The 25,045-nt window shown below is 56.2% G+C and carries 21 protein-coding genes and 2 tRNA genes; 11 read left to right on the top strand and 12 right to left on the bottom strand.

Features of this window, described 5'->3' with window-relative positions:
• Nucleotides 1-33: 33 nt before the first annotated feature.
• From L2D14_12860 to L2D14_12840, 5 genes are all read right to left on the bottom strand, one after another.
• Entirely contained in the window at nt 34-2,724 is a 2,691-nt protein-coding gene (locus L2D14_12860; GenBank protein ID WNJ98755.1) for a bifunctional acetate--CoA ligase family protein/GNAT family N-acetyltransferase, read from the bottom strand.
• 117 nt (nt 2,725-2,841) lie between these two features.
• Nucleotides 2,842-3,381, bottom strand: coding sequence for a hypothetical protein (locus tag L2D14_12855; protein ID WNJ98754.1), 540 nt, complete (start codon nt 3,379-3,381; stop codon nt 2,842-2,844).
• Between the two features lie 209 nt (nt 3,382-3,590).
• A complete protein-coding gene (locus L2D14_12850) occupies nt 3,591-4,079 on the bottom strand; it encodes a PAS domain-containing protein (protein WNJ98753.1) in 489 nt (162 codons plus the stop codon).
• A 104-nt stretch (nt 4,080-4,183) separates the two neighbouring features.
• Nucleotides 4,184-4,259 (bottom strand) — tRNA-Asn (locus tag L2D14_12845).
• A gap of 8 nt (nt 4,260-4,267) precedes the next feature.
• A tRNA-Cys gene (locus L2D14_12840) sits at nt 4,268-4,341 on the bottom strand.
• Between the two features lie 259 nt (nt 4,342-4,600).
• On the opposite strand from L2D14_12840, the gene L2D14_12835 reads away from it, so the two are divergent.
• The 6 genes from L2D14_12835 (at nt 4,601) to L2D14_12810 (ending at nt 11,936) form a co-directional block, all read left to right on the top strand.
• On the top strand, nt 4,601-5,266 hold the full coding sequence (locus tag L2D14_12835; protein ID WNJ98752.1) for a protein-L-isoaspartate O-methyltransferase: 666 nt from the start codon (nt 4,601-4,603) through the stop codon (nt 5,264-5,266).
• A 255-nt stretch (nt 5,267-5,521) separates the two neighbouring features.
• Complete coding sequence (locus L2D14_12830) at nt 5,522-6,904, top strand: TolC family outer membrane protein (protein ID WNJ98751.1); 1,383 nt, start codon at nt 5,522-5,524, stop codon at nt 6,902-6,904.
• A gap of 114 nt (nt 6,905-7,018) precedes the next feature.
• A complete protein-coding gene (locus L2D14_12825; protein ID WNJ98750.1) occupies nt 7,019-7,648 on the top strand; it encodes a DUF2497 domain-containing protein in 630 nt (209 codons plus the stop codon).
• Nucleotides 7,649-7,743: 95 nt separating this feature from the next.
• Nucleotides 7,744-10,401, top strand: a complete 2,658-nt coding sequence (locus tag L2D14_12820; GenBank protein WNJ98749.1) for a valine--tRNA ligase — start codon at nt 7,744-7,746, stop codon at nt 10,399-10,401.
• A 46-nt stretch (nt 10,402-10,447) separates the two neighbouring features.
• A complete protein-coding gene (locus L2D14_12815; protein WNJ98748.1) occupies nt 10,448-11,278 on the top strand; it encodes a mechanosensitive ion channel in 831 nt (276 codons plus the stop codon).
• A 133-nt stretch (nt 11,279-11,411) separates the two neighbouring features.
• The gene (locus L2D14_12810) at nt 11,412-11,936 is read left to right on the top strand and encodes a hypothetical protein (GenBank protein WNJ98747.1); all 525 of its coding nucleotides are present in this window, start codon (nt 11,412-11,414) and stop codon (nt 11,934-11,936) included.
• On the opposite strand, the gene L2D14_12805 is transcribed toward L2D14_12810, so the two are convergent.
• The gene (locus tag L2D14_12805; protein WNJ98746.1) at nt 11,933-13,183 is read right to left on the bottom strand and encodes an aminotransferase class V-fold PLP-dependent enzyme; all 1,251 of its coding nucleotides are present in this window, start codon (nt 13,181-13,183) and stop codon (nt 11,933-11,935) included. The genes L2D14_12810 and L2D14_12805 overlap by 4 nt on opposite strands.
• 67 nt (nt 13,184-13,250) lie before the next feature.
• Nucleotides 13,251-13,637 (bottom strand): MAPEG family protein, encoded by a 387-nt coding sequence (locus L2D14_12800; protein WNJ98745.1) that lies wholly within the window; start codon nt 13,635-13,637, stop codon nt 13,251-13,253.
• Between the two features lie 79 nt (nt 13,638-13,716).
• On the opposite strand from L2D14_12800, the gene L2D14_12795 reads away from it, so the two are divergent.
• From L2D14_12795 to L2D14_12785, 3 genes are read left to right on the top strand one after another with little or no spacing between them, the layout of a single operon-like run.
• A complete protein-coding gene (locus L2D14_12795) occupies nt 13,717-14,094 on the top strand; it encodes a helix-turn-helix domain-containing protein (protein WNJ98744.1) in 378 nt (125 codons plus the stop codon).
• Nucleotides 14,095-14,135: 41 nt separating this feature from the next.
• Nucleotides 14,136-16,001, top strand: a complete 1,866-nt coding sequence (gene ilvD / locus L2D14_12790; GenBank protein ID WNJ98743.1) for a dihydroxy-acid dehydratase — start codon at nt 14,136-14,138, stop codon at nt 15,999-16,001.
• Nucleotides 16,002-16,006: 5 nt separating this feature from the next.
• Complete coding sequence (locus L2D14_12785; GenBank protein ID WNJ98742.1) at nt 16,007-16,852, top strand: TauD/TfdA family dioxygenase; 846 nt, start codon at nt 16,007-16,009, stop codon at nt 16,850-16,852.
• On the opposite strand, the gene L2D14_12780 is transcribed toward L2D14_12785, so the two are convergent.
• The gene (locus L2D14_12780; protein WNJ98741.1) at nt 16,849-17,382 is read right to left on the bottom strand and encodes a hypothetical protein; all 534 of its coding nucleotides are present in this window, start codon (nt 17,380-17,382) and stop codon (nt 16,849-16,851) included. The genes L2D14_12785 and L2D14_12780 overlap by 4 nt on opposite strands.
• 79 nt (nt 17,383-17,461) lie before the next feature.
• Complete coding sequence (locus L2D14_12775) at nt 17,462-18,850, bottom strand: aspartate aminotransferase family protein (GenBank protein WNJ98740.1); 1,389 nt, start codon at nt 18,848-18,850, stop codon at nt 17,462-17,464.
• Nucleotides 18,851-19,029: 179 nt separating this feature from the next.
• Between L2D14_12775 and L2D14_12770 the strand changes: the two genes are divergently transcribed.
• Nucleotides 19,030-19,869 (top strand): universal stress protein, encoded by an 840-nt coding sequence (locus L2D14_12770; GenBank protein ID WNJ98739.1) that lies wholly within the window; start codon nt 19,030-19,032, stop codon nt 19,867-19,869.
• A gap of 50 nt (nt 19,870-19,919) precedes the next feature.
• On the opposite strand, the gene L2D14_12765 is transcribed toward L2D14_12770, so the two are convergent.
• The 3 genes from L2D14_12765 to L2D14_12755 all read right to left on the bottom strand — a co-directional run bounded on the left by L2D14_12765 (nt 19,920) and on the right by L2D14_12755 (nt 23,562).
• Nucleotides 19,920-20,858, bottom strand: coding sequence for an ABC transporter permease (locus L2D14_12765; protein WNJ98738.1), 939 nt, complete (start codon nt 20,856-20,858; stop codon nt 19,920-19,922).
• Entirely contained in the window at nt 20,855-21,823 is a 969-nt protein-coding gene (locus tag L2D14_12760) for an ABC transporter permease (GenBank protein WNJ98737.1), read from the bottom strand. The genes L2D14_12765 and L2D14_12760 overlap by 4 nt, the downstream gene beginning before the upstream one ends.
• 71 nt (nt 21,824-21,894) lie before the next feature.
• Nucleotides 21,895-23,562: a peptide ABC transporter substrate-binding protein gene (locus tag L2D14_12755; protein ID WNJ98736.1), complete on the bottom strand. Its 1,668-nt coding sequence runs from the start codon at nt 23,560-23,562 to the stop codon at nt 21,895-21,897.
• 84 nt (nt 23,563-23,646) lie between these two features.
• Here L2D14_12755 and L2D14_12750 point away from each other — a divergent pair, with 84 nt between their 5' ends.
• Entirely contained in the window at nt 23,647-25,044 is a 1,398-nt protein-coding gene (locus L2D14_12750) for a formimidoylglutamate deiminase (protein WNJ98735.1), read from the top strand.
• Nucleotide 25,045 lies beyond the last annotated feature (1 nt).

Raw genomic sequence — 25,045 nt, 5'->3', positions numbered from 1 at the left:
CCGGCACGGCCTAGACGATACCTGATGGCATCTTCAAACTGCCGCTTTCGCTTCCAGAAGCTGAAGCTTGACCTCATATGCTTCCTCGCCCGGCACCAATGACCGGGTGAAGCCGAGCTGCTGGGTCAGGGCCAGCATGACCTCATTATCGCGCAGTACCTGGCCAACCATTTCGATCGTGCCCCTGGCGCGTGAATATTCGATCATCTTGCGTAACAGAATACCGCCCAGGCCATGGCCCTTCAGGTCGGAGCGGACAATGATCGCAAACTCTGTGCGCTCGTTGTTAGGGTCGGTAATCGTCCGGACGACACCCAGCGTTTCTCCTTCACTGGTGGCGCCCGGGCGTTTCGCGACCAGGGCCATTTCGCGGTCGTAATCGATTTGCGTCAGTTTTGCCATCTCGCTGTGCGGCAGATCACGGACCTGTCCGAAAAAACGGAAGCGGATATCCTGTTTGCTGATCTTGGACAGAAATTCAACGTGTGCCGGCTCATCCTCGGGGCGGATCGGGCGGATGTGCACTTTCTCGCCATCGTTCAGAACCACATCGCTTTCCAGATTTTTCGGGTAGGGGCGAATGGCCAGCCCGGGTTTGTCCTTGCGACTGGAGACGCGTATCCGTGCATCGAGCGCCAGTACACCATGTTCGTCGACCAGTAGCGGATTGATGTCCAGTTCCTGAATTTCCGGGATATCGATGATCATCTGTGAAATGTGGATCAATGTTTCGCAAAGCGCATCCATATTAACGGGCGGTTGATCGCGATAGCCGGCAAGGAGCTTCGATATGCGCGTGCGCGAAATCAGATCGCGAGCCAAGGTCATGTTCAGCGGCGGCAGTGCGACGCTGCGGTCACCAATCACCTCGACGGCTGTGCCGCCATGACCGAAAAGAATAATCGGCCCAAATACCGGATCCGGCGAGACGCCGATAATAACCTCATGAGCGCCAGGCCTGTTTGCCATTTGCTGTACGGTGAACCCTTGTACAGTGGCATCCGGGAGTATTCTTGCAATATTCTTGAGTATATCTTCAGCCGCCGTTTTTACGGCGCCGGCATTACTCAGAAACAGATCGACACCACCGACGTCGGATTTATGGCTGATATCATCCGAAAGAATTTTCAGTGCGACGGGAAAGCCCATTTCATCTGCTTTCTCGGCGGCTTCTTCGGGGGTGCGGACTATGTGCGTTTCGACCGTCGGAATGCCGTATGCCGACAGTACGGCCTTTGATTCAGGTTCGGTCAGTAAATCCCGGCCATTGCCGAGCCGGGCCTCAACAACCAGACGTGCGGCCTCGGGGGCATACGTAACATAATTGGGAACCGAAGGCGGGGTTTCCATCAAAAGCTTCTGGTTGCGCCTGTATTCTATAACTTCCAAGAACCCGCGAATGGCATCATTCGGCGTGTCATAAGAGGGGATACCTGCTTCGCGCAGACGCTTGCGCGCCGGTGCTACGGCCTTGCCGCCGGCCCAACTGGCCAGAATATTCTTGCCGCTTTTCTTGGCCACGGCGATCACCGCATCGGCAGCTTCAATGCTGGATGCAATTGCAGTAGGTGCGTGCATGACGAGCAGGGCATCGGCCGACGGGTCATCAAGCAAGGCTTGAGCGGCTGCCGTATACCGTTCACCAGGGGCATCGCCGATAATGTCGACCGGGTTGGCGTGCGACCATGTTCCGGGCAAGGCCGCATTCAATGCCGTGATGGTCTCGTCCGCCAATTCCGGAATTTCGATATCGTGCTGACCCAGCATGTCCGCCGCCATAACACCGAGCCCGCCGCCATTGGTCATCATCATCAACCGCTCGCCTTTTTGGGGCTTCGCTCGGGTCAGAGTTTCTACGGCCGAGAAAAGTTCACCGATTTCATCGACGCGTAGCATACCGGCACGTCGGAACGCGGCATCATATACATGGTCTGCACCGGCCAAAGCACCGGTGTGCGATGCGGCGGCCTTCGCACCGGCACCGCCGCGGCCCGACTTGATCACAATGACAGGTTTGTTCCGTGCCGCGGACCGGCATGCAGACATGAATTTGCGACCATTGGTAATGGATTCGATATAAAGCAGAATAGCCCGGGTCGAGGCATCCGTCGCAAGATAATCAATGACGTCGCCGAAATCGACATCGACGCATTCGCCGAGCGAAATGAAGTGTGAGAAACCGGCACCATTTTCTGCCGCCCAATCCAGAATTACCGTACATAGTGCGCCGGACTGCGACACCATGGCAATTTTGCCGTCCGTAGCGGGAAGATGCGCGAAGCTGGCATTGAGCTTGATTCCGGGGACTAGGATGCCAAGACAGTTCGGGCCGAGAATCCGGAAAATATGTTTATTGGTGGCTTCCAGCATGGCTTGCTTTATGGTTCTGCCATCGCGGGTGATCTCTTCGTCTAGCCCGGCCGTAAGCACGATGGCTGCGCGGGTGCCGATCGCCGCAAGCTTTTCAATAAGCATCGGGATTACGGACGGTGGTGTGCAGATCACGGCCAGATCCGGCGGCATGGGAAGGCTCTCGACATCGGGATAGGCAAGAACACCGGCAACGGCGCTATGCTTAGGGTTTACCGGCAGTATGGGGCCTTCAAATCCTCCCTCGAGCAAATTGTGCATGATGACGGAACCGACCGAGCCGGGACGGTTAGTCGCACCGATAACGGCGATCGACTTTGGGCGGAATAGGTTTTCCAAATTGCGGGTTGTCATTTTTCAATCCAAACAGCGCTGGCCTTGGGTGGCCGCGAATCGTGTCCAAGATTGTCAATATAGTATGTTGCATTGCAAAAACAAATGCTGCATTGCAATAAAATCTTTACATTGAGCTTACCATTCCGGGCAAAGAGCCTGCTCGTGACGGTATCGTTCAGGCGTATCCAGACGCGCATTGTTTCGATCCAGTTCCCTGTTCATCTCCAGAAACAATGGCTGGATTGTCGCACTTAGGCGCTTTCTCAGATATGTCGCTGCATTGTCCGGGCTGGACGTTCTGATGGTATCAATTTCATGTACGGCACGCTGCAGTCTGCGTTGCAGGCGAGGGTAAAACTGGTCAAGGGCCTGGCGAAACACCGCGACGTGGGTCATTTCATGTGCGCGGATCGACCGATGCGCACATGTTCCAGGGCGGAATTTGCGGGCGATATAAACTTTGAACTTGTTGTAACCGAGTTCCGCATCGACATCTGTCAGCCGTGCGCAGTGGACGTTACCCGAGATGGGGTAAGCTTCGATCTTCAGGCGTAACTGGTATTGAAGCTCGGTAAGCGTCAGCCCAACCGGAGTCCATGCCGGACCGAATGCCTTGGCGCGCCCGCTTTGACGCTGCATCCGCCGGAGGCTGTCGCGTGTACGTTCATTATTCATGCTAATCACGCCATCAAGTCGGGTAACAGAAACCTGCACATCGCGTGGCTGCGGGAAACTGCAGGATGCCCCCCAAGCAGGTGTAACCATTGACAAGATTATGCAGGCCAATGCCAAGCAACAAAAAAAACCTGAATGTCCGGTTCGGCCAATCATGCGGTAATTATAGCTGAATTCATTCAGGGGGCGAGGGGGTTAAATGCAGGCCTTTACTCGTAGTCGATGGCTATCATGATGTGATCGACCTTTTCGTCGCTGGTGCCCAATGGCAGATTGAGAGCATTGAAAACAACGAATTCACGGCCTTCGATAAAAGTGCTGGTGCGGTGAACCATGTAAGGACGCCGCGTATTGATAACCGCCTGATAAGTATCCATCTGCGGCCCTAACGGTTGATTCTTGTAAATCTCAGAGTGTGTTCGCCCTGTGGCGTCGAAGCCGGCCCGCTGTGTAACCTGTGTCCCCCAATACCGGTTACGGAAGTCCGCACCGTAATCGATAACGTCTTTGACGATTAAACACGATGCGATTTGCCACAGATCAAGAAGATCAATATCCCGCCATGACGGAAAAGCCCGCTGACCGCGCTTTTCAAGCCAATAATTATATAAACGGCGTGCATTCGGATGCTCTGGCGGAGTGTTAGGCCCGATTTCTCGCCGTTCGTAGAGCTGGTCGTCGACGCTGATTTCAATCAAGCAGATACTCACAATCAGGCAATGCAAAGGTAACAGCATTATATTGGGGCATGATGGAGAAATAACAAAGGAGATAACCCGCTCTGGGCTATCTCCTTTGAAATTGGCTCCGGCTGCAGGGCTCGAACCTGCGACAACCTGATTAACAGTCAGGTGCTCTACCAACTGAGCTAAGCCGGATCAGGGCTTGGAGGCGCGGACCGGAATCGAACCGGTGTACACGGCTTTGCAGGCCGCTGCGTAGCCACTCCGCCACCGCGCCGTTCCGCGTTGACCTCCCGCCGCCTGACGACAATCCGTCATTCAGGATAACCCGCTTGGCGACGACGCGGGAAATTAGACGTAACATTGCCGGGGGTCAAGCAATCCATGTGCTGATTTCAGGCAATTTTTTTTCACGGCCTGGAAATGCCGCACTGAGTTGTTTTCCGGGTCGTGTAGACCTATAAATCGTTGGACGGCATGATTTCGCGGGATGTGTTGAAATCCGTGCTCCCATCTTTTGTTGAAGGGTTGTCCGCATGAATGATGCGCAATATGCAAAAGCTCGCCGGAATATGGTCGACAGCCAGATTCTGCCTAACCGCGTGACCGATGAAAACGTGATTGCGGCTATGGGATCGCTGCCTCGTGAAATGTTCTTGCCGGCTGCCCGGCAAATGCTCGCATATTCCGATGAAACGGTTTTAATCGAAGACGGCCGCTATCTGATGCAAGCGATGGTGCTGGGCCGTCTGCTGGACGTTGCAGAAGTTAAAAAGAGCGATGTTGCCTTGGCGGTCGGATGTGGGACCGGATATGGGGTCGCCGTCCTTGCAAAGCTGGTCGACACGGTGATTGCCATAGAAAGCGACAACTCCATGCGCTCCAAAGCCGAGCGCAACTTGGGGGAACTTGGAATTGATAACGTCGCCATTGTCGATGGTACTTTGGCCGAGGGGCATCCGAAAGATGCGCCGTATAATCTGATCTATATCGATGGTGCCGTTCCTGAGGTTCCGGAAGGAATTGCCAAACAGTTGGGAGATGGCGGACGGCTGGTTTGTGTCGAGATGCAGCCCGGTAAGCCGGTTGGCCGCGGTGTCCTGGTGACCCGTTTTGGCGATGTAGTTTCAAAACGTGAAATATTCGACGCTGTGGAACCGGTACTTCCGGGATTTGAAAAAGAGGCCGTATTTTCCTTCTAAGATTAGCCAAGCCCATGGTTTCACGGCAAAAATTTATCGATAGCGATTCGCACTTATTTTGTTGCTGCGCTTTTGAATGGTGCGGGTAAGCCTTTATTATTGTTGTACTAAATGAGAAACTTGACCTGAGTGCGGGCTTCTGACTCCCTTATGGTTCATAAAGCCTTAATCGCGGGTGGTATTTACCCGTGTTGTTTTCTGGGAATTAAGGCCAACGTCGTGTTACCTAATCTGGGCTGTATAGGTTGATGCACTATGAATAAAACCGCGATCATCGCATCTTCACTGACCTTTGCTGCGTTTGTCGGACTGTGTGCCCAGCCCGTGATGGCGCAAACAATCGAAGATGCGCTGGCCAAGGCTTATCTGAATAATCCGACGTTGCTTTCAACGCGTGCCGGATTGCGGAGTACCGATGAAAGCGTGCCGCAGGCACTGGCTGATTGGCGCCCAAGTGTTGAGGTCACTTCCTCCCTTGGAGCTGAAGCTGTAGCTAGCAACACCTCAACAGGTACAGATCGCAACCAAAGCCGCCGCCCGAAGGACCTTGGGGTTTCGGTGACGCAACCGTTGTTTCGCGGCGGTCGGACCTTGGCGGCGACAAGCGGTGCTGAGAACGATATACGCGCGGCACGCGCAAGGTTGCTGGATACTGAGCAGAATATTTTGCTTCAGGCTGCCACGGCTTATTTGAACGTATACCGTGATCAGGCGGTGCTTCGACTGAACCAGAACAACGAAGAGGTTCTGCAGCGACAGCTAGAAGCAACGCGTGATCGTTTTGAAGTTGGGGAAATTACACGCACCGACGTCCACCAAGCCGAGGCACGTCTTGCCAGATCGAAAGCCGATCGAATCCAGTCAGCCGGTGATCTTGAAACGTCACGGGCCAATTACCTGAATATAGTGGGAGAACCGGCACCGGCGACGCTCAGGCTGCCGGAACGTGTCAGCGATCTTCCGGTGAGTGCTGAAGAAGCGGTGCGCATTGCGGTCGTCAATAACCCGGGCGTGATTGCTGCGGAGTTTGACCGCCGTTCTTCCATGGACAATGTCGACGAGGTTTGGGGGGAATTGCTGCCGGAACTTGAATTGACCGCCAGCAGCACACGTGAATTGCAAACCTCGACAGAGACCAGCGCCCGGACCACCCATGCGGTTACGCTTAATTTGACGATCCCGATCTATCAGCAGGGGGGCGTTTATTCACGCCTGCGTCAGGCCCGTCAGGATGCGGCTGAAAGTACGTTGGTGATCGATACGGAAAGGCGGGATGCTGCAGAAGCAGGGACACAGGCCTATGAAAGCTTGGTCACGGCACGTGCGCAAGTAGATGCCTTCCAGACTCAGATAGAAGCAAGTATTGTTGCCCTTGAAGGTGTGCAGCGTGAAGCAGCGGTTGGTTCCCGTACGGTTCTCGATATTCTTGATGCCGAGCAGGAACTGTTGGATTCGCGGGTTTCTCATGTCCGCTCAGAGCGTGACGAGCTTGTTGCTGCCTATGAACTTATGTCGGCGTTGGGCCGGCTGACAGCAAAGGATTTAGGGCTTTCGGTCGATCTATACGATCCGCGTGAACATTATAATGAAGTCCGGGACAAGTGGTTCGGGGGAACCAGCTCGGGTGGCGTTAAATAACTAATGAAGCTCGGGGGCGACAGTCCCGAAGTTTTCGTTATGATTACGGTTTGTTAACCGTCTTTAGGCCATCTTCTAGGGATTGTTAACTTAAACAAGGGGCTAGACCCGCGCATGAGCGAAGAAGCTAACGCAGCCGGAGAAGACGGCGCCGAACCTTCGATGGAGGATATCCTCGCCTCGATCCGACGCATTCTTGCCGAGGAAGAGGATGAAGAAGGTGGCGAAGAAGCATCTGCTGCGCCAGAGCCTGCCCCTGAGCCAGAGCCTGCCCCTGAGCCAGAGCCTGCCCCTGAACCCGAGCCCGAGCCGATGCCGGAACCCGAGCCTGCTCCTGAACCGGAACCCGAGCCGATGCCGGAACCTGAGCCAGAACCAGAACCTGTAATGGCGCCACCGCCGCCACCACCACCGCCACCACCGCCTCCTCCACCCCCGATGCCTTCGGAAATGGAGGAAATACTGCAACTCACACCGGATATGGTGGCGATGCCGGAATTGGTGTCGACACCGACATTCCAGTCGGGTGCGGATATGCTCTCCGAATTGGCAAAGGCAATCCTTGATCAGCGTGACCTGTCTGTGGGCGGAAGCCACGACATAACGCTTGAAACCATGGTCAGGGAAATGCTCAAGCCGATCCTGCGCGAGTGGTTGGACCGGAACTTACCGTACCTGATCGAACGGTTGGTCAAGAAAGAAATCGACAAAATGATCAACCGTGCGGAACGGCTCGACAGCTAAAGCTTTCCAAATTTAACTGTAAACGTTGATCCGACCGGTTGGCGGCGCTAAAACCATGCGCTTCATGCAACGGCGACGACTGGAGGCCTCCGGCTATGCTGGAAAAAACCTATCGATCAGACGAGATCGAGCGGAAACGATACGAAGAATGGGAAAGTGACGGTGATTTCGCTATTGGCGGTTCGCGTGCCAATGCCGAGCCATTCACGATTGTCATTCCACCGCCGAACGTCACTGGCAGCCTGCATATGGGCCATGCCCTCAATAATACGCTGCAGGATATCCTGATCCGCTATCGCAGGATGCAGGGCCGCGATGCGTTGTGGCAGCCAGGGACCGACCATGCCGGGATTGCCACGCAAATGGTTGTTGAGCGGCAAATGGCCGAGGAAGGCATGAACCGTCACGATCTCGGCCGTGAGAAGTTCATTGATCGTGTCTGGAAGTGGAAAGCGGAATCCGGCGGGACAATTACATCGCAACTGCGCCGTCTGGGCGCGTCGTGCGACTGGTCACGTGAACGCTTTACCATGGATGATGGCCTTTCAGCAGCGGTAACCAAGGTCTTCGTTCAGCTGTACAAGGAAGGTCTCATTTACCGCGACAAGCGCCTGGTTAACTGGGATCCGAAATTGCATACGGCAATTTCAGATCTTGAGGTCGAACAGCGCGAAACCGTCGGTAAGATGTGGTATTTCAAATACCCTATCGAGGGACGTGAAGGCGAATACGTGACTGTCGGTACGACACGCCCCGAAACCATGCTGGGCGACACCGGTGTCGCCGTGCATCCGGAAGATGAGCGCTACAAGGACCTTGTCGGACAGAACTGCATCCTGCCGATCGTCGGGCGCAAGTTGCCGATCGTTGCAGATGATTATGCCGATCCGGAAAAAGGTACTGGTGCTGTCAAAATGACGCCGGCGCACGACTTCAACGACTTCGAAGTCGGCAAACGTCACCATCTGAAGATGGTCAACGTCATGGATGCCAATGCGCACCTGAATGAAAACGTGCCGGAAGCTTATCAGGGGCTCGACCGTTTCGTGGCGCGCGACAAGGTCGTTGCAGAAATGGAGCAGTTGGGTCTTCTGGAAAAAATCGAAGACAATCCGATGACGATTCCGTATGGCGACCGCTCAGGTGTCGCCATCGAACCGTGGCTGATGGACCAGTGGTTCGTCGACGCCAAGACTCTTGCCGGACCGGCAATTACGGCGGTCGAGCAAGGCAAGACCAAGTTCGTGCCGCAGAACTGGGAAAACACCTATTTCGAATGGATGCGCAATATTCAGCCATGGTGTATTTCGCGTCAAATCTGGTGGGGCCATCAGATTCCGGCTTGGTTCGGCCCTGATGGCGAGGTCTTCGTCGAGGAAAGCGAGGAAGCCGCTAAAGCCGCTGCCCGCGATGCGGCTGGTCAGGATATCGAGCTGACACGCGATCCTGACGTGCTGGATACGTGGTTTTCATCGGCGTTGTGGCCGTTTTCCACGCTGGGCTGGCCGGAACAGACACCGGAACTGGATCGCTATTATCCGACCGATGTGCTGATCACGGGTTTTGACATCATCTTCTTCTGGGTCGCGCGGATGATGATGATGGGCCTGCATTTCATGGACGAAGTCCCGTTCCATACGGTTTATATCCATGCCCTTGTGCGTGACGAGCACGGTCAGAAGATGTCGAAATCGAAGGGCAACGTCATCGACCCGCTGGAACTGATCGAGAAATACGGTGCCGATGCTCTGCGTTTCACCCTGACGGCGTTCGCCGCCCAGGGCCGGGATGTGAAGTTGTCGGAAAGCCGCGTCGAAGGGTATCGGAATTTTTGCACCAAGATCTGGAACGCAGCCCGTTTCTGCGAGATGAACGAGTGCAAGCCGGTCGATACGTTCGATCCGGCGGCCGTGACGGAACCCTTGAACAAATGGATCGTCGGCAAGGTCGTTGAATGCGAACACAAGACCCGCGAAGCCGTCGAAGGGTATCGTTTCAACGATATCGCCAGCGCGCTATACCAGTTTACCTGGGGGACATACTGCGACTGGTATCTGGAACTCATCAAGCCCGTGTTGCAGGGCGATGATGAGGCGGCGAAGGCGGAGACGCGGGCCACCGCGGCATGGGCGCTGGATCAGGTGCTGGTGCTGGCGCATCCGGTCATACCGTTCATTACCGAGGATTTATGGCAGTCGATTACGTCAGACAGGACGCAGCGGTTGATCGAAACCGCATGGCCTGAATACGACGATGCCCTTATTGACGAGGCGGTGGATGCCGAAATCGACTGGGTCGTGCGCCTGATTACGCAAATCCGCCAGGTGCGTTCGGAAATGAACGTTCCGCCGTCGGCAAAAGTGCCGATGTTCCTGAAAGACCCCGGCAAGCAGGCAGAGGCGTTCCTGCAGACGCACCGTGATCTGATTTTGCGTTTGGCGCGCCTGGAAAATGCGGATGTTTTGACGGGCGAAGTGCCGAAAGGCGCCGTTCAGGATGTTCTCGATGAGGCGACGATTATCCTGCCAATAGCCGAGGTGATCGACCTTGATGCGGAACGGGCACGCCTTGAACGCGAGATTGCCAAACAGGATAAGGAAATCCAGCGTTTCGAGGGCAAGCTCGGCAATGAGAAATTTATTGCCAACGCGCCTGAAGATGTTATCGAAACAGAACGTGAGCGCTTGGCTGAGGCCAAACAGGTCCGTGAAAAGCTTGAAGAAGCACACAACCGACTTTCCGCCGTTGGCTGACGCTTTTGTCCTCTGAATATTTAGGGCTCAACAAGGGGTTATGGATATGGATAAAGACATGCAGGCAATCGCCGATCAGGTGATTGAAATTGTTACGGTCTACGGGATTGATGTATTCGGCGCCCTGGCGATCCTGATCATCGGCTGGATGGCGGCCGGATGGGTCCGGAGTGTTGTCGACCGCGGTCTAGGGAAAGTCCCGAACATGGATTCGACCCTGCGGCCGTTCCTGTCGAATATCGTACGCTGGACCATTCTGGCTTTCGTTATTGTTGCCGTGTTGGGCCAGTTCGGCGTCGAGACAACCAGCATCATCGCCGTCTTGGGTGCCGCAGGTCTGGCTATTGGTCTGGCCCTGCAGGGAACACTGGCGAATGTTGCGTCCGGTGTGATGCTGTTGATCTTGCGCCCGTTCAAGGTCGGTGACTTCGTTGCTGCCGGTTCGCTTTCCGGCACTGTCGTCGAAATAGGTCTGTTTACCAGTGAGCTGAAGACAGCGGACGGCATCTACATCATGGCGCCGAACTCGCAAATCTGGAATCAGGTGATTACCAACTATGGCCGCAATCCGACGCGGCGTATCGATATCGTTGTCGGGATTGCCTATGACGACAACATCGACGATGCACAGAACGCCCTGCAGAAGCTGATGGAAGATAATGATCTGGTGCTGGCAGAGCCGGCGCCCATGACCATGGTCATGGCGTTGGCCGACAGCTCGGTCAATATCAACATCCGCTGCTGGGTGAACACGGCCGATTACTGGAATGCGCTCTGGTCGCTGAACAAGGGGGCGAAGGCCGCCGTTGAAGATGCCGGTTGCTCAATCCCGTTCCCGCAGCGCGACGTGCACCTGTTCAACGAGGGGATCGGTTGATCCACTCCGGTTATTGCTGAATACGACGGCCCGGCAGATTCGCCGGGCCGTTTTCGTTCCAGCCCCTGATAACCACTTGGTAAGCAGATTCTGTTATACTTACACGATGGAGAAGTCTGCACCCGCACCAACCTTGTCGGCGAATTCAACCGCAGAAGACCGCGCCGATTACATCGTTGCGCGCCTTGAGCAATTCATTCGCGAGGGCCGCAAGGATGAACAGGGCATGTCTTTCGACAAGTGGAAGCAGATGGCGCGCTCGGAAATCGCCATCGCCGTTGCCGAGGCGGAAATGTCACAACAGCACGACGAACTGCATTCCAAGCGGGTGCTGTTCGTTGCCGCGTCATCGATGATTACCATCGGGTTTTGGGGCACGGTCGCGAGCATGGACAAGATCGAATATCTGGTCGGTGCCGTGATCTGCGGATTGGCCGGTATTCTGCTTATCCTTGCCGTCGGCGACTGGCGGATTCGCAACTGGTCGGAACGCCGCGAAGCCAAAAAACGCCGGGAAATCCTGGGCCGGATCGAAAGCCTCAACCGTCGTATCAAACGCCTGGAAAAAGAACTCAACGCCGAGGCCGATGAATACGAGGACCTGCTCAAGAAAGCCCGTAAAAGCAGGGGTGCACTTAGTTTCGGCGAAGGGGCTTAAACGACCTTGTCCAGAGCGGCCACCAGCTGCTCAGCATCCTCGAGCGTGTTGTAGTGCGCCATGGAACAGCGGACGACACCGTCATCTGCATCGATGCCGACGGCCTCTACGAGGCGCCGGGCATAAAAATCGCCGTGCCGTATGCCGATTTTATCTGCCGATACACCCAGCGCGATAGATTCCGAGCTTTTGCCCTCTGCGACAAAAGAAAATGTCGGCGCACGCGCGCCGGTGTCCGCGCTCTCGCGGCCGATCAGCCGGACATTGCCCTTTGAGGCCGCCCAATCGATGAAAATCTTAGCCAGATCGCCTTCGTGGCGGGTAAACAACTCATACACAGCACGTGTTCTGGAAAACAGATCATTGGGTAGATCATCCAGGTGTTCGGCGGCGACGGCATTGATGTAATCTGAAATGCCGCTCAGCGAGGCGATAATTTCATGCTGCGGCCCGGCCGGATTCATCTTGTACGATGTTGCTGTTTCCGGAATGAAGTAGTGGTGTCGGCTTTTCGCTTCGAGCAGCAGGTCTTTCTTCCCATACAGCAGGCCGATGTGCGGCCCATAGGTCTTGTAGAGACTGAAAGCGTAGAAATCGACATCCCAGTCTTTAACATCGACAAAGCGGTGTGGCGCATAGGCGACCCCGTCGGCGCAAACCAGCGCACCGGCTTCGTGCACGCGTTTCGTGATCGACTTTACGTCACAGATATCGCCGGTGATGTTCGAAACATGGGGGAGGGCGACGAGACGTGTTTTCTCGCTCAGCAAACGGTCGAGGAGATCGATATCAAGCTGCGCCGTATCCGGATTGACCGGCCATTCGACAATGCGGATGCCGGTCTCGGCAAGTCTGCGCCAGGGACCGGAATTGGCTTCGTGATTGAGGTTGGTGACGATCACCTCATCGCCTTCTTGCCATAGTGGACGTAGCGAACGCGAAAGGACATCGATATTGGCTGAGGTCGACGGACCGATCACGACTTCGTCCACATCGGCACCGATCATGTCGGCCATGCTACGGTGCCCCGTATCCATGCGTTCCTGCGCCAGCGCGCCGGCAGGAAAGGGGCCGCCCGGTTGCACCTGGCATTCGGTCATGTAAGCCGTCAGGCGCTGAATGACGCTGTTCGGCACAAAGCTGCCGCCGGCATTCTCGAAAAAGGCCCATTCCCAGCACTGAGATGGAAACTGCGCCCGGCAGAAGTCGACGTTGAGTTTGGTTTCTTCTTTGCTGCGTCCGAACAAGGTGCTCTCCCGTAGGTCATTTATCCACGGGCGATTATCAACCTCCAAGCCGGTCTGGCAATGCTGCTCAGGCGAGAACCATGATTAATGCCGAGGCGGCGGCTGTCCAGAGTGCGAAAAAGGTCAGCACCATGCCGGCAACGCGCAGTCTCATGCCGATCGGTGTGAACAGGAAACAGCAGGCATGTAGGACGCGGCCGAGCAGCAACATGATGCCGCAGGTATGCAGGACAGCGGGCATGACGCCGCTCAGCTCGGCAACGCCGATGGACAGAAGTGCCAGCGGTGCATATTCGGCAAAATTGGCGTGTCCGCGGATAATGCGCGCAAAGTCCTGTTTGCCGCCATCACCAATGGAAATCCGGCGTCGGCGACGATGACCGATGATGGTAAATGCCATGAACGAATACAGGGCGACGGCGCAGGCAAGGTAGATCGGCGTGACTGAAAGCATGGCGGACATCCTTGACAATTAGTAACTATAGAAATAATAGTTACTATTAATTATGAGGGGCAAGTGTTATATTCCTCAAATGAGCAAGACACTCGATCCGAAGTGCCCGGTTGCACGCACTCTCGATATCATTGGGGAACGTTGGACGATCCTGATCCTGCGCGATCTGTTCATGCAGGGGCCACGACGCTTTCAGGATCTGCAAAATTCCTTGTCGGGGATTGCGCCGAATACCATATCGGCACGTATCAAGACGTTGGAAGAAGCGGGCGTTGTGGAACGAAAATTGTATTCGGAACATCCGCCGCGCGCCGTTTATTCCCTGACCGAACGGGGGCTGGCGTTGAAACCTGCACTTTTGGCGCTCCGCGACTGGGGAGAGAAATACACCGAAGGTCCACCGGCACCACGCCTGAAGCCCGGCAATCGGATTGAAAGCCCTGTCAGCGTCGATTAGATTGCCGATTAACAACGACATATATCCTGGGAGGATATGAAATGCCCGATTATCGTTCACGCACTTCTACGCATGGCAAAAACATGGCCGGCGCGCGCGGTCTTTGGCGCGCCACAGGCATGAATGATGATGATTTCGGCAAGCCGATCATCGCCATCGCCAACTCGTTCACCCAGTTCGTGCCGGGGCATGTGCACCTCAAGGACCTGGGCCAGCTCGTTGCACGCGAAATCGAAGCTGCGGGCGGTGTCGCCAAGGAATTCAACACCATTGCCGTCGATGACGGGATCGCCATGGGGCACAACGGCATGCTGTATTCGTTGCCGTCGCGTGAACTGATCGCCGACGCCGTCGAATACATGTGCAACGCGCATTGCGCCGACGCCGTGGTCTGCATTTCCAACTGCGACAAGATCACACCGGGCATGCTGATGGCTGCCATGCGCCTCAATATCCCCGCTGTGTTCGTCTCAGGCGGGCCGATGGAAGCGGGCAAAATGGACGTCGACGGCAAGGAACAGAAGGCTGATTTGATCGACGCCATGATCCATGCTGCCGCGCCGGAAACATCCGACGAAGACGCACTGAAATACGAACGTTCCGCCTGTCCGACCTGCGGATCTTGCTCGGGGATGTTTACGGCCAATTCCATGAACTGTCTCGCCGAGGCGATCGGTCTGGCGTTGCCGGGCAACGGCAGTGTGCTAGCGACGCATTCGGATCGCAGGGAGCTGTTCCTGCGCGCCGGCCGGACGATTGTCGATATCACCAAGCGCTACTATGAAAACGATGACGAAAGCGTCCTGCCGCGCAATATCGCCAACCGGCGCGGTTTCGAAAATGCCATGACGGTGGACATCGCCATGGGCGGATCGACCAATACGATCCTGCACCTGATGGCCATGGCCCAGGAAGGCGAGGTCGACTTCGGCATTCACGACATTGACGGTCTGTCGCGCAAGGTGCCGCACCTGTCGAAACTCTCACCCTCGACGAACCTCTATCACATGGAAGATTTCCATCGTGCCGGCGGTATTCTCGCCATCATGGGGGAGCTGGACCGGGCCGGCTTGCTGCACAGGGACAGTACGACGGTGCATATGCCGACCATCGGCGAGGCCATCGACAAGTACGATATCATGCGCAGTGATGACGAGGACGTTCGCAAGTTCTATCTGGCGGCGCCCGGAAACGTGCGCACGGTTGAGGCTTTCAGCCAATCCAAGCGCTATAATTCGCTCGATACAGACCGTGAAAACGGCTGCATCCGATCCGTCGAGCATGCTTATTCGAAGGATGGGGGCCTTGGTGTGCTGTACGGCAATATTGCGCTCGAAGGCTGCGTTGTGAAGTCGGCCGGTGTGCCTAAGGAATGCCTGACGTTCAAGGGGCCGGCGCGTATCTGTCACAGCCAGGACGAAGCGGTTGCCAAGATCCTGGGGGGTGAAATTCAAAAAGGCGATGTGGTTGTCGTCGTCTATGAAGGCCCCAAGGGCGGCCCGGGGATGCAGGAAATGCTGTACCCGACCAGCTACATCAAGTCGATGGGGCTTGGAAAGGACTGCGCGCTGATTACGGATGGACGCTTCTCCGGCGGCTCCAGCGGCCTTTCCGTTGGTCACGTCAGCCCCGAAGCGGCCGAGGGCGGTGCTATCGGTCTGATCGAAGAGGGAGACATCGTCGAGTTCGATATCCCGTCACGTAAAGTGAACCTGCTTATCGACGATGCCGAAATGCAGCGCCGCCGCGATGCCATGAACGCCAGGGGACCGGAAGCCTGGAAGCCGAAGCGGAACCGGGTGGTGTCGCAGGCGTTGAAAGCATACGGCCTGCTCGCGACGTCGGCGTCCCGAGGTGCTGTGCGCGATGTCTCGCAGATCGAACGATTGAAACAGGCAGCGGAGTAGGATGGATGATCGAAGTCACGCCGTTAGAAAATGAAGCCTTCGGCGCTGTTGTTTCGGGCGTTTCCACCGACAAGCCGCTGACATCCGATGAAATCGAGACCATCAAGGATGCACTGGCCGAGCATACGGCTGTCGTTATCAACGATCTTGCCGAGGACCCGGCGTGGCTACTGGCGCTAGGCCGTGGCTTCGGGCCGCTGCAGCCGCATATCCTCGATCAGTATCACCACCCGTTGTCGTCCGAAATGTCGGTCATTACCGCCAACATGGGCAATCAGGAAAGTCGCACGACCAAGAAACCGGCGGGGGCATTCTGGCATTCCGATCAGTCTTATCTCGCGCACCCGTCGGATGCGATCATGCTTTATTCGACGCATGTGCCGACAGACGGCGGCGATACCATGGTCGCGAACACGCAACTCGCCTATGACGCATTGCCGGACGCCATGAAAAAGCGGATCGAAGGTCTGGTCGGTATTCACCGCTATGGTTACCGGGGCGGCGAGGCGGTGACGAACCTGAACGAAGAGCAGCGCAAGAAAACGCCGGACGTCGAGCATCCGGTGGTGCGCACGCACCCGCGGACAGGCAGGAAAATCCTTTACGTCAATCCCGGCTTTACCATGAGCATCAAGGGCATGGCGCCGGAAGAAAGCGATGCCTTACTGGAAGAATTGTTCGAGCACGAACTCAAGGCGGAATTCCGCTACACACACAAGTGGTCGAAAGGGCAACTTGCGATCCTCGACAATCGGCAATCCATGCATTGCGCGGTGGCGGGTTACAAGGACCCCATGCGGAAGCTCAGGATGATTGTCGGCTGTACCGACGCGGAAATTCTGGCGGCTTAAACCCGCTCGCGCTTAGCCTTGAGCCAATCAAGACGGCGTTCGAGATCTTCGATCTCACGATCCAGCCACTCGACCAGATGAACCGAATCTTCGGCATGGTAAGCGCGAAGATCCTCAAGTCGGGCCAGTTCATTCTCAACGGAATCCGACAGAAGATCGAGCTGCAATAAGCGTTCATCTTCATTCAGCAGGTCCATGAAACGGAACTTCAGAGCGATGACCAGTTTGTTCAGGTCATTCTCGGCCGTTTTGATTCGGGCTTTGAGGAGAACCTTCAGCTCAGCCTGGCCCTCATGGGTGATTTCCAGTACGGCCTTGTCTTTCTCCCCGGATATCGGCGTGACCAGACCTTCATGCTTGAGCAGCTCAATGGACGTCCCCAATACATCCAGCGAAGGCCCCATGACGTGGGTCACGAAATGGCGCACCCCGGCGGCAAGTTCGGCATAAGCTATCGGCCCGTCGGCAAGGATGCCAAGGGCGCACAGCCGCGTCGCTTCTTTCGGTGTCAGGGTGTTATCGGCGTACATTGCTCACTCCGGTTACGTCCATGTATATAGTCCTGAATACGTTACAAGTCCATGAACGGATTATCGCGGCACATGAAGATTATGCGTCGCGTAGGCCTTGTTCGACTACCCAGGCTTCTGTCTCATCGAGAGATTTTGCAGCAATATCAAAGATTTCGTCTATTTCTTCATCCGTCGTGATGAGTGGCGGGCAGAAGGCGAGATTGTCGCCGATGGCGCGGACGATCAACCCGTTTTCAAGGCATCGGGCTTCAACTGCCGGCCCGACCTTGTCGGAAGCCTCGAACGGTGTTTTCGATGCCTTGTCCTTCATCACTTCGAGGGCCCCCATCAAACCGCAAGCGCGCGCGTTCCCGACAAGCGGGTGCTCGCCCAATTTGGCGATTCGATCCTGAAAATGGCCCATGACGGACCGGACATGCCCGACAATGTCGCGTTCTTCGTAGATCTTCAGGGTTTCCAGCGCCACTGCAGCGGCAACAGGATGCCCGCCGTAGGTCGATCCGTGCCCGAAGATGCCGAGCTTCTCACTCTGACTGACCAGTGCCTGATAAACCTTGTCGGAGATCATCAGCGCCGAGATCGGCAGATAAGCGGACGACAACTGCTTTGCGCAGGACAGGAAATCAGGATCGAGGTTGAAAGTTTCCGTTCCCCACATGTTGCCGGTGCGTCCGAAACCGTTGATGACTTCGTCGGCAACCAGCAGTACGTCATACTTCTTCAGAACCTTCTGGATTTTTTCATAGTAGGTCTTCGGCGGAATAATGACTCCGCCGGCACCCATGACAGGCTCGCAGAACATCGCGGCGACGGTATCGGGACCTTCGTCGAGGATCATTTTTTCCAGGTCCTCGGCACAGCGGGTGGCGAATTCCTCCTCGCTTTCACCATCCTTGCCTTCGCGGTAATAGTGCGGCGCGGTTGTGTGCAGGATGCGGTCGATCGGCAGATCGAAATCGCCGTGCAGATGCGGGAGCCCCGTCAGGCTGGCCGAGGCCACAGTGACACCGTGATAGCCGCGCAGGCGTGAAATGATCTTTTTCTTTTCCGGTTTGCCGATGGCGTTGTGATAATACCAGATCAGTTTCACGGCGAGATCGGTCGCTTCCGAACCTGAGTTGGCGAACAATACCTTGGACAAGCGCCCGGGGGCGATCGAAACAAGCTTTTCAGCCAGATCGATGACCACGTCCGCAGAACGGTGATTGAAGCCGTGATAATAGGCAAGCCGGCCCATGGCTTCGGTCGCGGCGTCAATCAGGCGTTGCTCGCCGAAACCGAGGCTGACGCACCAAAGTCCGGAAAGCCCTTCGATATAGCTTTTGCCGCTATCGTCGAAAACACGAATACCGGCACCACGATTGATCACCAAGGGACCTTTTTCCTCGTGTGCCTTAAGATTGGTATAGCCGTGTACGTGATAGGCGATATCACGGGCTTGCGCGGAATTGCCGATGGCGGTCATAGTGTCCTCCAGTAAAGAGATGTAGCTAACGCTGACAGATTAAATCTAGGTTATCCTTGGCCCTTCTTTTCTGGGCCTGCAAGGAAGAAAATTTAGAATTGATCTATATCATGGTTAGAATTCGGCCATATTAGTTCAATAAGCCAAGCCAGTTAGGTGATCGGGAAAGGGAGAGTGACATGGCGGTAAAGGATATTCTTGTACATTTAAACGGGGCCGATAGTGGCCAAGCGGTCGTTGAGGCTGCGGTCGGCTTGGCTGAACGTCATCAGGCAAGGCTTGTCGGCTTGTTTGCCGGGGTCCCATATGACATGCCGACATATGTCATCGCCCAACTTCCCGCAGAAGTAATTACGGCGCATCAGTCGCATGTCGAGGAAAGTGCAAAGAATACAGCGGACATGTTTGAGAAAATATGTGAAGCGAATGGCATCTCCCACGATTATCGCGAAGGTGACTGGCGCGAACCGGTCGATGAAACCGTCTGCATGCATGCGCGTTATGCCGATATGGTGATGATCGCACAGCCCGCGAGTGATAGCGCGGTCGCGCATGCCCGTGAAGTTGCTGACAGGATTGTTCTCGGCTCTGGCGCCCCGGTTATTATTATTCCGCCTGCTTCTCCAAAAGCCAGCATTGGTGATCGTGTCGTTGTTGGTTGGGACGGTAGCGCTCATGCTGCACGTGCCATTCGCGATGCTTTGCCGATCCTGGAAACCGCTTCATCTGTGAAGGTGCTTGCCGTAGATCCGAAACCGGGCCGTTACGGCCTGGGCGATCTTCCTGGTGCGGATCTTGCGGCGTTCTTGGCAACCCATGGCGTCACTGCCGAGGCAGACCACCGTAAATCGGTCGGTGGCGACATTGGTGCCACGTTGCTGAACGAAGCGGCGGACTATGGCGCCGACCTGATCGTGTCGGGTGGTTACGGTCATTCGCGGCTGGGTGAACTGTTGCTGGGCGGCGTGACGGATACGCTGATGGAACAGGCAACCGTCGCGGTGCTTATGTCGCACTAAGCCATACGTACTATTTCGTACGTATGCTGTTTTGATGAGCGGCGGATCGGTTAATGCCTGTCTGCCGCTCTTCTGTTTCGTGCACGGGGATCAAGAGCATCCTGCAGGCCGTCGCCGACAAAGTTGAAAGCAATTACGGTCACGAAAATCAGCAGCCCGGGATAGAACGCAAGGCCGGGGGATTCCCATATGGTTTCCTGCGCGCCGGTCAGCAGGTTGCCCCAGCTCGGCAGTGGCGGCTGTATGCCGAGGCCGAGAAAGCTCAACACCGATTCAAGTAAAATCACATTGCCCACCGATAATGTCGTGGCGACGATGATCGGGGACGCCAGATTGGGCAGGATGTGCCTGAGTACTATACGCATCGCACCGGCACCCTGGGCCCGCGCCGCGAGTATGTAGGGGCGGGTCTTGAGGCTCAGGGTTGAAGCCCGCACAAGCCGGGCGACGGTCGTCCACCCGACCAGCGCGACGATGGCGATGATCCGGTACAGGCTGAGGTTCTCGGAGCCGAGCAGGCTCGTCGATAGCCCCAGTTTTCCAAGATCGACGGCAGCCAGCACAATCAGGAGCGGCAGCACGGGCAGGGCAATCACACCGTCAGTAACGCGCATAATCAGGGCATCGATACGCCCACCTGCGTAACCGGCACCCAATCCGACGGCAGTGCCGATAATGGCCGCGGCGATGGTTGCCGTCAGCCCGACGAACAATGAAACCCGTCCTCCGTAAAGCAGCCTGACCAGGACATCGCGGCCAAGTTCGTCGGTGCCGAGCGGATGCGCCGGAGATGAAGGTGCATACCGAAGAAATAGATCGACGGCCTCGGCATCGACGCCGAGCAGCGTTTCGATGACCGGGGCCAACAACGACAAGACAACGAGCACGAAAAGAACAATGGCGCTGGCAACGGCCAACCGGTGTCGCATGAAGCGATCCAGTAAGGCACGGGCCGGTGTTTCAAAGGCGAGGGTGGTGCTGTTGCTCATGCATCCATCTCCTCGTAGCTGATGCGGGGGTCTAGTCCGGCATATGCGACATCGGCAAGCAGATTGCCGATCAGCGTCAGTGCCGTCGCCAGTAACAGTCCGACAAGTGCCAGATTGTAATCGTTCCCCATGACGGCGTCATAGATCAGCTTGCCCATGCCCGGATATGCAAACACGGTTTCAGTGATCAGTGCGCCCGAGAACAGCACGCCAAGATCAAGGGCGATCACCGTGACGACCGGGATCATGGCGTTCCGCAGCGCATGTCCGAGGACGATTCGGCTTTCGCTCAATCCCTTGGCGCGCGCGGTGCGGATGTAATCCTGACGCAGGGTCTCGATCATCGAGGCGCGCATGTAACGGGTATGCCCACCGATGCCGGCAATGGTCAGGCTGGCGACGGGCAGGATCAGATATTGCAGACGTTCCCAAAGCCCGGCGACACCGGCGGAATCCGCTGTGCCGCCTGCCGGTAGCCAGCCCAGGGTTACGGCGAAAACGAGGATAAGCAGAATGCCAAGCCAGAACGGCGGCATGGAGATACCGGCAAAGGCCGCCAGATTGATGCCGTAGTCGGCCAGTGAGTATGGCCGCGTGGCGGCGAAGATGCCTGCCGGAAGCGCAATCGCCAGGGCCAGCGCGAGACTGGTAATCAGCAGGATCAATGTGTTCGACAAGGCAGGCCAGATTGCTTGCCAGACAGGTTGCGCATACAGCCTTGAATACCCAAAGTCTCCCGTCAGTGCAGCGCCAAGCCAGTTCGCATATCGTGACCACAAGGGTTGATCGAGGCCATAGATAGCGCGAAGCCGGGCCGCATCCTCCGATGTGATTTTAGGATCGGCGGAGATCATCAGGTCGATCGGATCCCCCGGCATCAGGCCGATCAGGCCATAGATGATGACAGACATGACGAACAGCACGATCAGGGAATGTACGGTGCGGCGGATCAGAAACGCGGACATGGTTCAGACTAGCACCCGGCATGCCTCGGCGGGAACCGAAAGTAAATGAGACAGGATTGCTGGAAAGACCGCTATTTCTTCACCGCCCAGTTCTCGACCCAAAGCGTCGGAGGGAACTGGTGGCCGGTCGGCTCCAATCCGGAGAGCCACTTCGGGAGGATGTAGGAATTAGCCCGAAAGTATAGCGGCAGTGCCGGAAGTTCGGTCGCGTATATATGCTGCAGACGCCGCCAGAGTTCGCGGCGCTTGTCGCGGTCCAGTTCGACCTCGATTTGTTCAAGCAGCATGTCCATCTCGGCATTTTTGAAGCCGGTATAGTTCTGGCCGCTCCAGTTGTTGTCCTCTGTCGGGATTTCATTTGAATGCAGGGTCGTGCGCGGCACGCTTTCCGGCGCCGAAATCCAGGCGAACATGGCCATGGCCGGGAACTTCCGCTTGGTCACCGTTTCGCCGAAGAACACACGTGCAGGCTCATTGCGAATACGGGTATTAATACCGGCGGCTTTCCACTGACTTTGCAGAACCTGTTCAACCAGCTCACGGGTCCGGTTGCCAGCCGTGGTCATGATCTCGAACACTAGCGGATCACCGGCGGCATTCATGCGCATGCCGTCCTGGTTCTTCGTCCAGCCAGCGTCGTTCAGCAAGGCATCGGCTTTCGCAGGATCAAAACTGTATGTCGGCACGTCCTCTGCATAGACCCAATCGAGCGGGTTGATGCTTGAATTTGCAACCGGCTGCTTGCCGCCAAACAGACGCACCGAGATGGCGCTGCGGTCGATGGCATACATAAGGGCCTGTCGTACACGCCTGTCCTGAAGGACGGGGTTGTCGAACATCAGGTCAATGTGCTCGTAAACAAGTCCCGGCTTATAGAGGACCGTGAATTTACGACCGTGGCGTTTCTCGAAAGCCAGTGCTTGATCGACGTTGAGTCCCAGACCGCCTGAAATCATGTCGATTCCACCTGACAGCAAATTCGCTTCCAGCGTCGTCGTGTTTTCGATAACGCGAACCGTGATTTTATCGAAAGCCGGTTTTTTGCCCCACCATTTCGGATTGCGCTCGAAGACCATGTGCGAACCGGTCTTCGCCTGTGTCATGAGGTATGGGCCCATATAGAGACCGGGGTTCATGGGATCGGTGTCAAAGGCGGTTTGCGTTTTGTAGGCTTCAGGTTCTCTGAACTTCTTACGTTCGATATGCGCCGGCAGAAGGCTCATCGTCGAGATGTCATTGTAGTCGAAAGTGCGGCGGTCAACGTGCATGGTGAACTTTCTGTTGTCGACGCGGTCTATCGCAAGTATGCGACGGTAACCTTCGCTCGAGGCAACGCCGGATTTCGGGTGCTTGCCGACCTCCCACGTGAATATCACATCGTCGACGGAGATTGGGGTGCCATCGCCCCAGACCGCGTCTTCGATGATGCTGTAGGTGACCGCAATGCCGTCTTTGCCGTCGGCGGTTTTTTCCAGTTTTGCGCCGCCGTTTTCAAGTGTCGGCAGGGATACACAAAGCAGACACACGGTTTTCCATTGCGCATCAATCGCCGTGATCGGACGGCGCGTCAGCCCGTGCACATAGGATTTCGCCAGCATGGAATCGATGTTCGGGTGAAACGTCGACGGGTATTGCGTAATGCCGATGACCAGATCGGTTTTTGCCGATACGTTTGGCGCTAACAACGCCATGCAAAGAAAAAATACCCCGAAAACCATATATTGCTTCAGCGATGTCATGCGACCTCCTTGTCACCCGGCGATACAGAGATTATCACGTGAAGGTCACCTGACCAGTCTGACGATCTGAAACAAGGACCCAGTATGACAAAAGGCGTAACGGTATTTGCGGACAATATACTTCTCGCAGAGGGCTGGGCGCGGAATGTCGCGATCGGTGTCGATGCCAGAGGCCATATCTCGGATATTTCGGTCAATGCGGCGTTTGAACCCGAGTTGATGGCCAGACTGCCGGGGCCGGCAATTCCGGGGATGCCGAACCTGCATTCACATGCGCATCAACGTGCCATGGCGGGCCTGAGTGAATACCGCGCATCGGGCGCAGGGGCCGAGGACAGTTTCTGGACATGGCGCGATGTCATGCATCGATTTGCCGAAATGGTAACACCGGAAATTCTCGAAGCCGTCGCATCGCAACTGTATGTCGAGATGGTGAAGGCCGGTTATACGGCGGTTAACGAATTTCATTATGTGCACCACGGTCCGGGTGGGGTGCCGTATGCGGACCCGGCGGAAATGTCGATGGCGCTGATCCGTGCCGCGACACGTGCCGGAATCGGGATCACGCTTATGCCGGTGCTTTATGAAACGGGCGGTTACGCCGGGCGCGAACCGAATCCGGGTCAGCGGCGGTTTATTTCCAATCCGGATCAACTTGTCGGCATTATCGAAGCGGTGCATGCCATTCACGCCGCCGATCCGCAGGTCCACATCGGCGTTGCGCCGCATAGCCCTCGTCAGGTGACACCGGAGGGAATGAGAAAGGTTATCGAGGGCCTGAGCGCACTGGAGGCGCATGCGCCGATCCATATTCATGTCGCCGAACAGGAAAAAGACGTTAGCGAGTCTGTCGAGTTCACTGGACTGCGGCCGGTTGAATGGGTCATGGAAAATTTCGATGTCGGGCCGCGCTGGTGTCTGGTCCATGCCACGCATCTGACGGAAAAAGAAGTAACGCAGATTGCCGGGTCCGGTGCCGTTGTCGGTTTGTGCCCGGCGACCGAAGCGAACCTGGGCGACGGAATTTTTCCGCTGCTGCCGTATCTCGAGCAGGGCGGGCGTTTCGGTATCGGTTCCGACAGCCATATCTCGATCAGTGTGGTCGAGGAATTGCGCTGGCTCGAATACGGGCAGCGATTGATCAAACGCAGGCGAAATCTTGCTGCCGCCGGGCCGGGTGAATCGACGGGTATGCGGCTTTATGACGATGCGCTCAGAGGCGGTGCACAGGCCTCGGGCCGCAGGCTTGGCAAGATCGGACTGGGTTGCCGGGCGGATTTTGTCGTGCTCGATCCGTCACACCCGCTTTTGGTCGGGCGCAGTGGCGACCGGATGATCGACTCCATGATTTTCAGCGGGAACTCGCCTTGCATTCAGGAAGTCTGGATTGCCGGTAAGCGCCAGGTTGTGGATGGGCGCCATATTCGTGAACGCGATACGTTGGATGTGTTCTCAAAGATTATAACGGCACTGGATTTCTGAG

The sequence above is a fragment of the Thalassospiraceae bacterium LMO-JJ14 genome (assembly GCA_021555105.2).
GTDB lineage: Bacteria > Pseudomonadota > Alphaproteobacteria > Rhodospirillales > Casp-alpha2 > UBA4479.
Note: the sequence above shows the minus strand (reverse complement) of the source record. Positions and strands in the feature narration are given on the sequence as shown.

Bases quoted from the DNA above. Each gene is read 5' to 3' on its own strand.
- L2D14_12860 (WNJ98755.1), bottom strand. From the start codon at position 2,724: ATGACAACCCGCAATTTGGAAAACCTATTCCGCCCAAAGTCGATCGCC.
- L2D14_12855 (WNJ98754.1), bottom strand. From the start codon at position 3,381: ATGAATAATGAACGTACACGCGACAGCCTCCGGCGGATGCAGCGTCAA.
- L2D14_12835 (WNJ98752.1), top strand. From the start codon at position 4,601: ATGAATGATGCGCAATATGCAAAAGCTCGCCGGAATATGGTCGACAGC.
- L2D14_12830 (WNJ98751.1), top strand. From the start codon at position 5,522: ATGAATAAAACCGCGATCATCGCATCTTCACTGACCTTTGCTGCGTTT.
- L2D14_12825 (WNJ98750.1), top strand. From the start codon at position 7,019: ATGAGCGAAGAAGCTAACGCAGCCGGAGAAGACGGCGCCGAACCTTCG.
- L2D14_12820 (WNJ98749.1), top strand. From the start codon at position 7,744: ATGCTGGAAAAAACCTATCGATCAGACGAGATCGAGCGGAAACGATAC.
- L2D14_12815 (WNJ98748.1), top strand. From the start codon at position 10,448: ATGGATAAAGACATGCAGGCAATCGCCGATCAGGTGATTGAAATTGTT.
- L2D14_12800 (WNJ98745.1), bottom strand. From the start codon at position 13,637: ATGCTTTCAGTCACGCCGATCTACCTTGCCTGCGCCGTCGCCCTGTAT.
- L2D14_12795 (WNJ98744.1), top strand. From the start codon at position 13,717: ATGAGCAAGACACTCGATCCGAAGTGCCCGGTTGCACGCACTCTCGAT.
- ilvD (WNJ98743.1), top strand. From the start codon at position 14,136: ATGCCCGATTATCGTTCACGCACTTCTACGCATGGCAAAAACATGGCC.
- L2D14_12785 (WNJ98742.1), top strand. From the start codon at position 16,007: ATGATCGAAGTCACGCCGTTAGAAAATGAAGCCTTCGGCGCTGTTGTT.
- L2D14_12780 (WNJ98741.1), bottom strand. From the start codon at position 17,382: ATGTACGCCGATAACACCCTGACACCGAAAGAAGCGACGCGGCTGTGC.
- L2D14_12775 (WNJ98740.1), bottom strand. From the start codon at position 18,850: ATGACCGCCATCGGCAATTCCGCGCAAGCCCGTGATATCGCCTATCAC.
- L2D14_12770 (WNJ98739.1), top strand. From the start codon at position 19,030: ATGGCGGTAAAGGATATTCTTGTACATTTAAACGGGGCCGATAGTGGC.
- L2D14_12765 (WNJ98738.1), bottom strand. From the start codon at position 20,858: ATGAGCAACAGCACCACCCTCGCCTTTGAAACACCGGCCCGTGCCTTA.
- L2D14_12760 (WNJ98737.1), bottom strand. From the start codon at position 21,823: ATGTCCGCGTTTCTGATCCGCCGCACCGTACATTCCCTGATCGTGCTG.
- L2D14_12755 (WNJ98736.1), bottom strand. From the start codon at position 23,562: ATGACATCGCTGAAGCAATATATGGTTTTCGGGGTATTTTTTCTTTGC.
- L2D14_12750 (WNJ98735.1), top strand. From the start codon at position 23,647: ATGACAAAAGGCGTAACGGTATTTGCGGACAATATACTTCTCGCAGAG.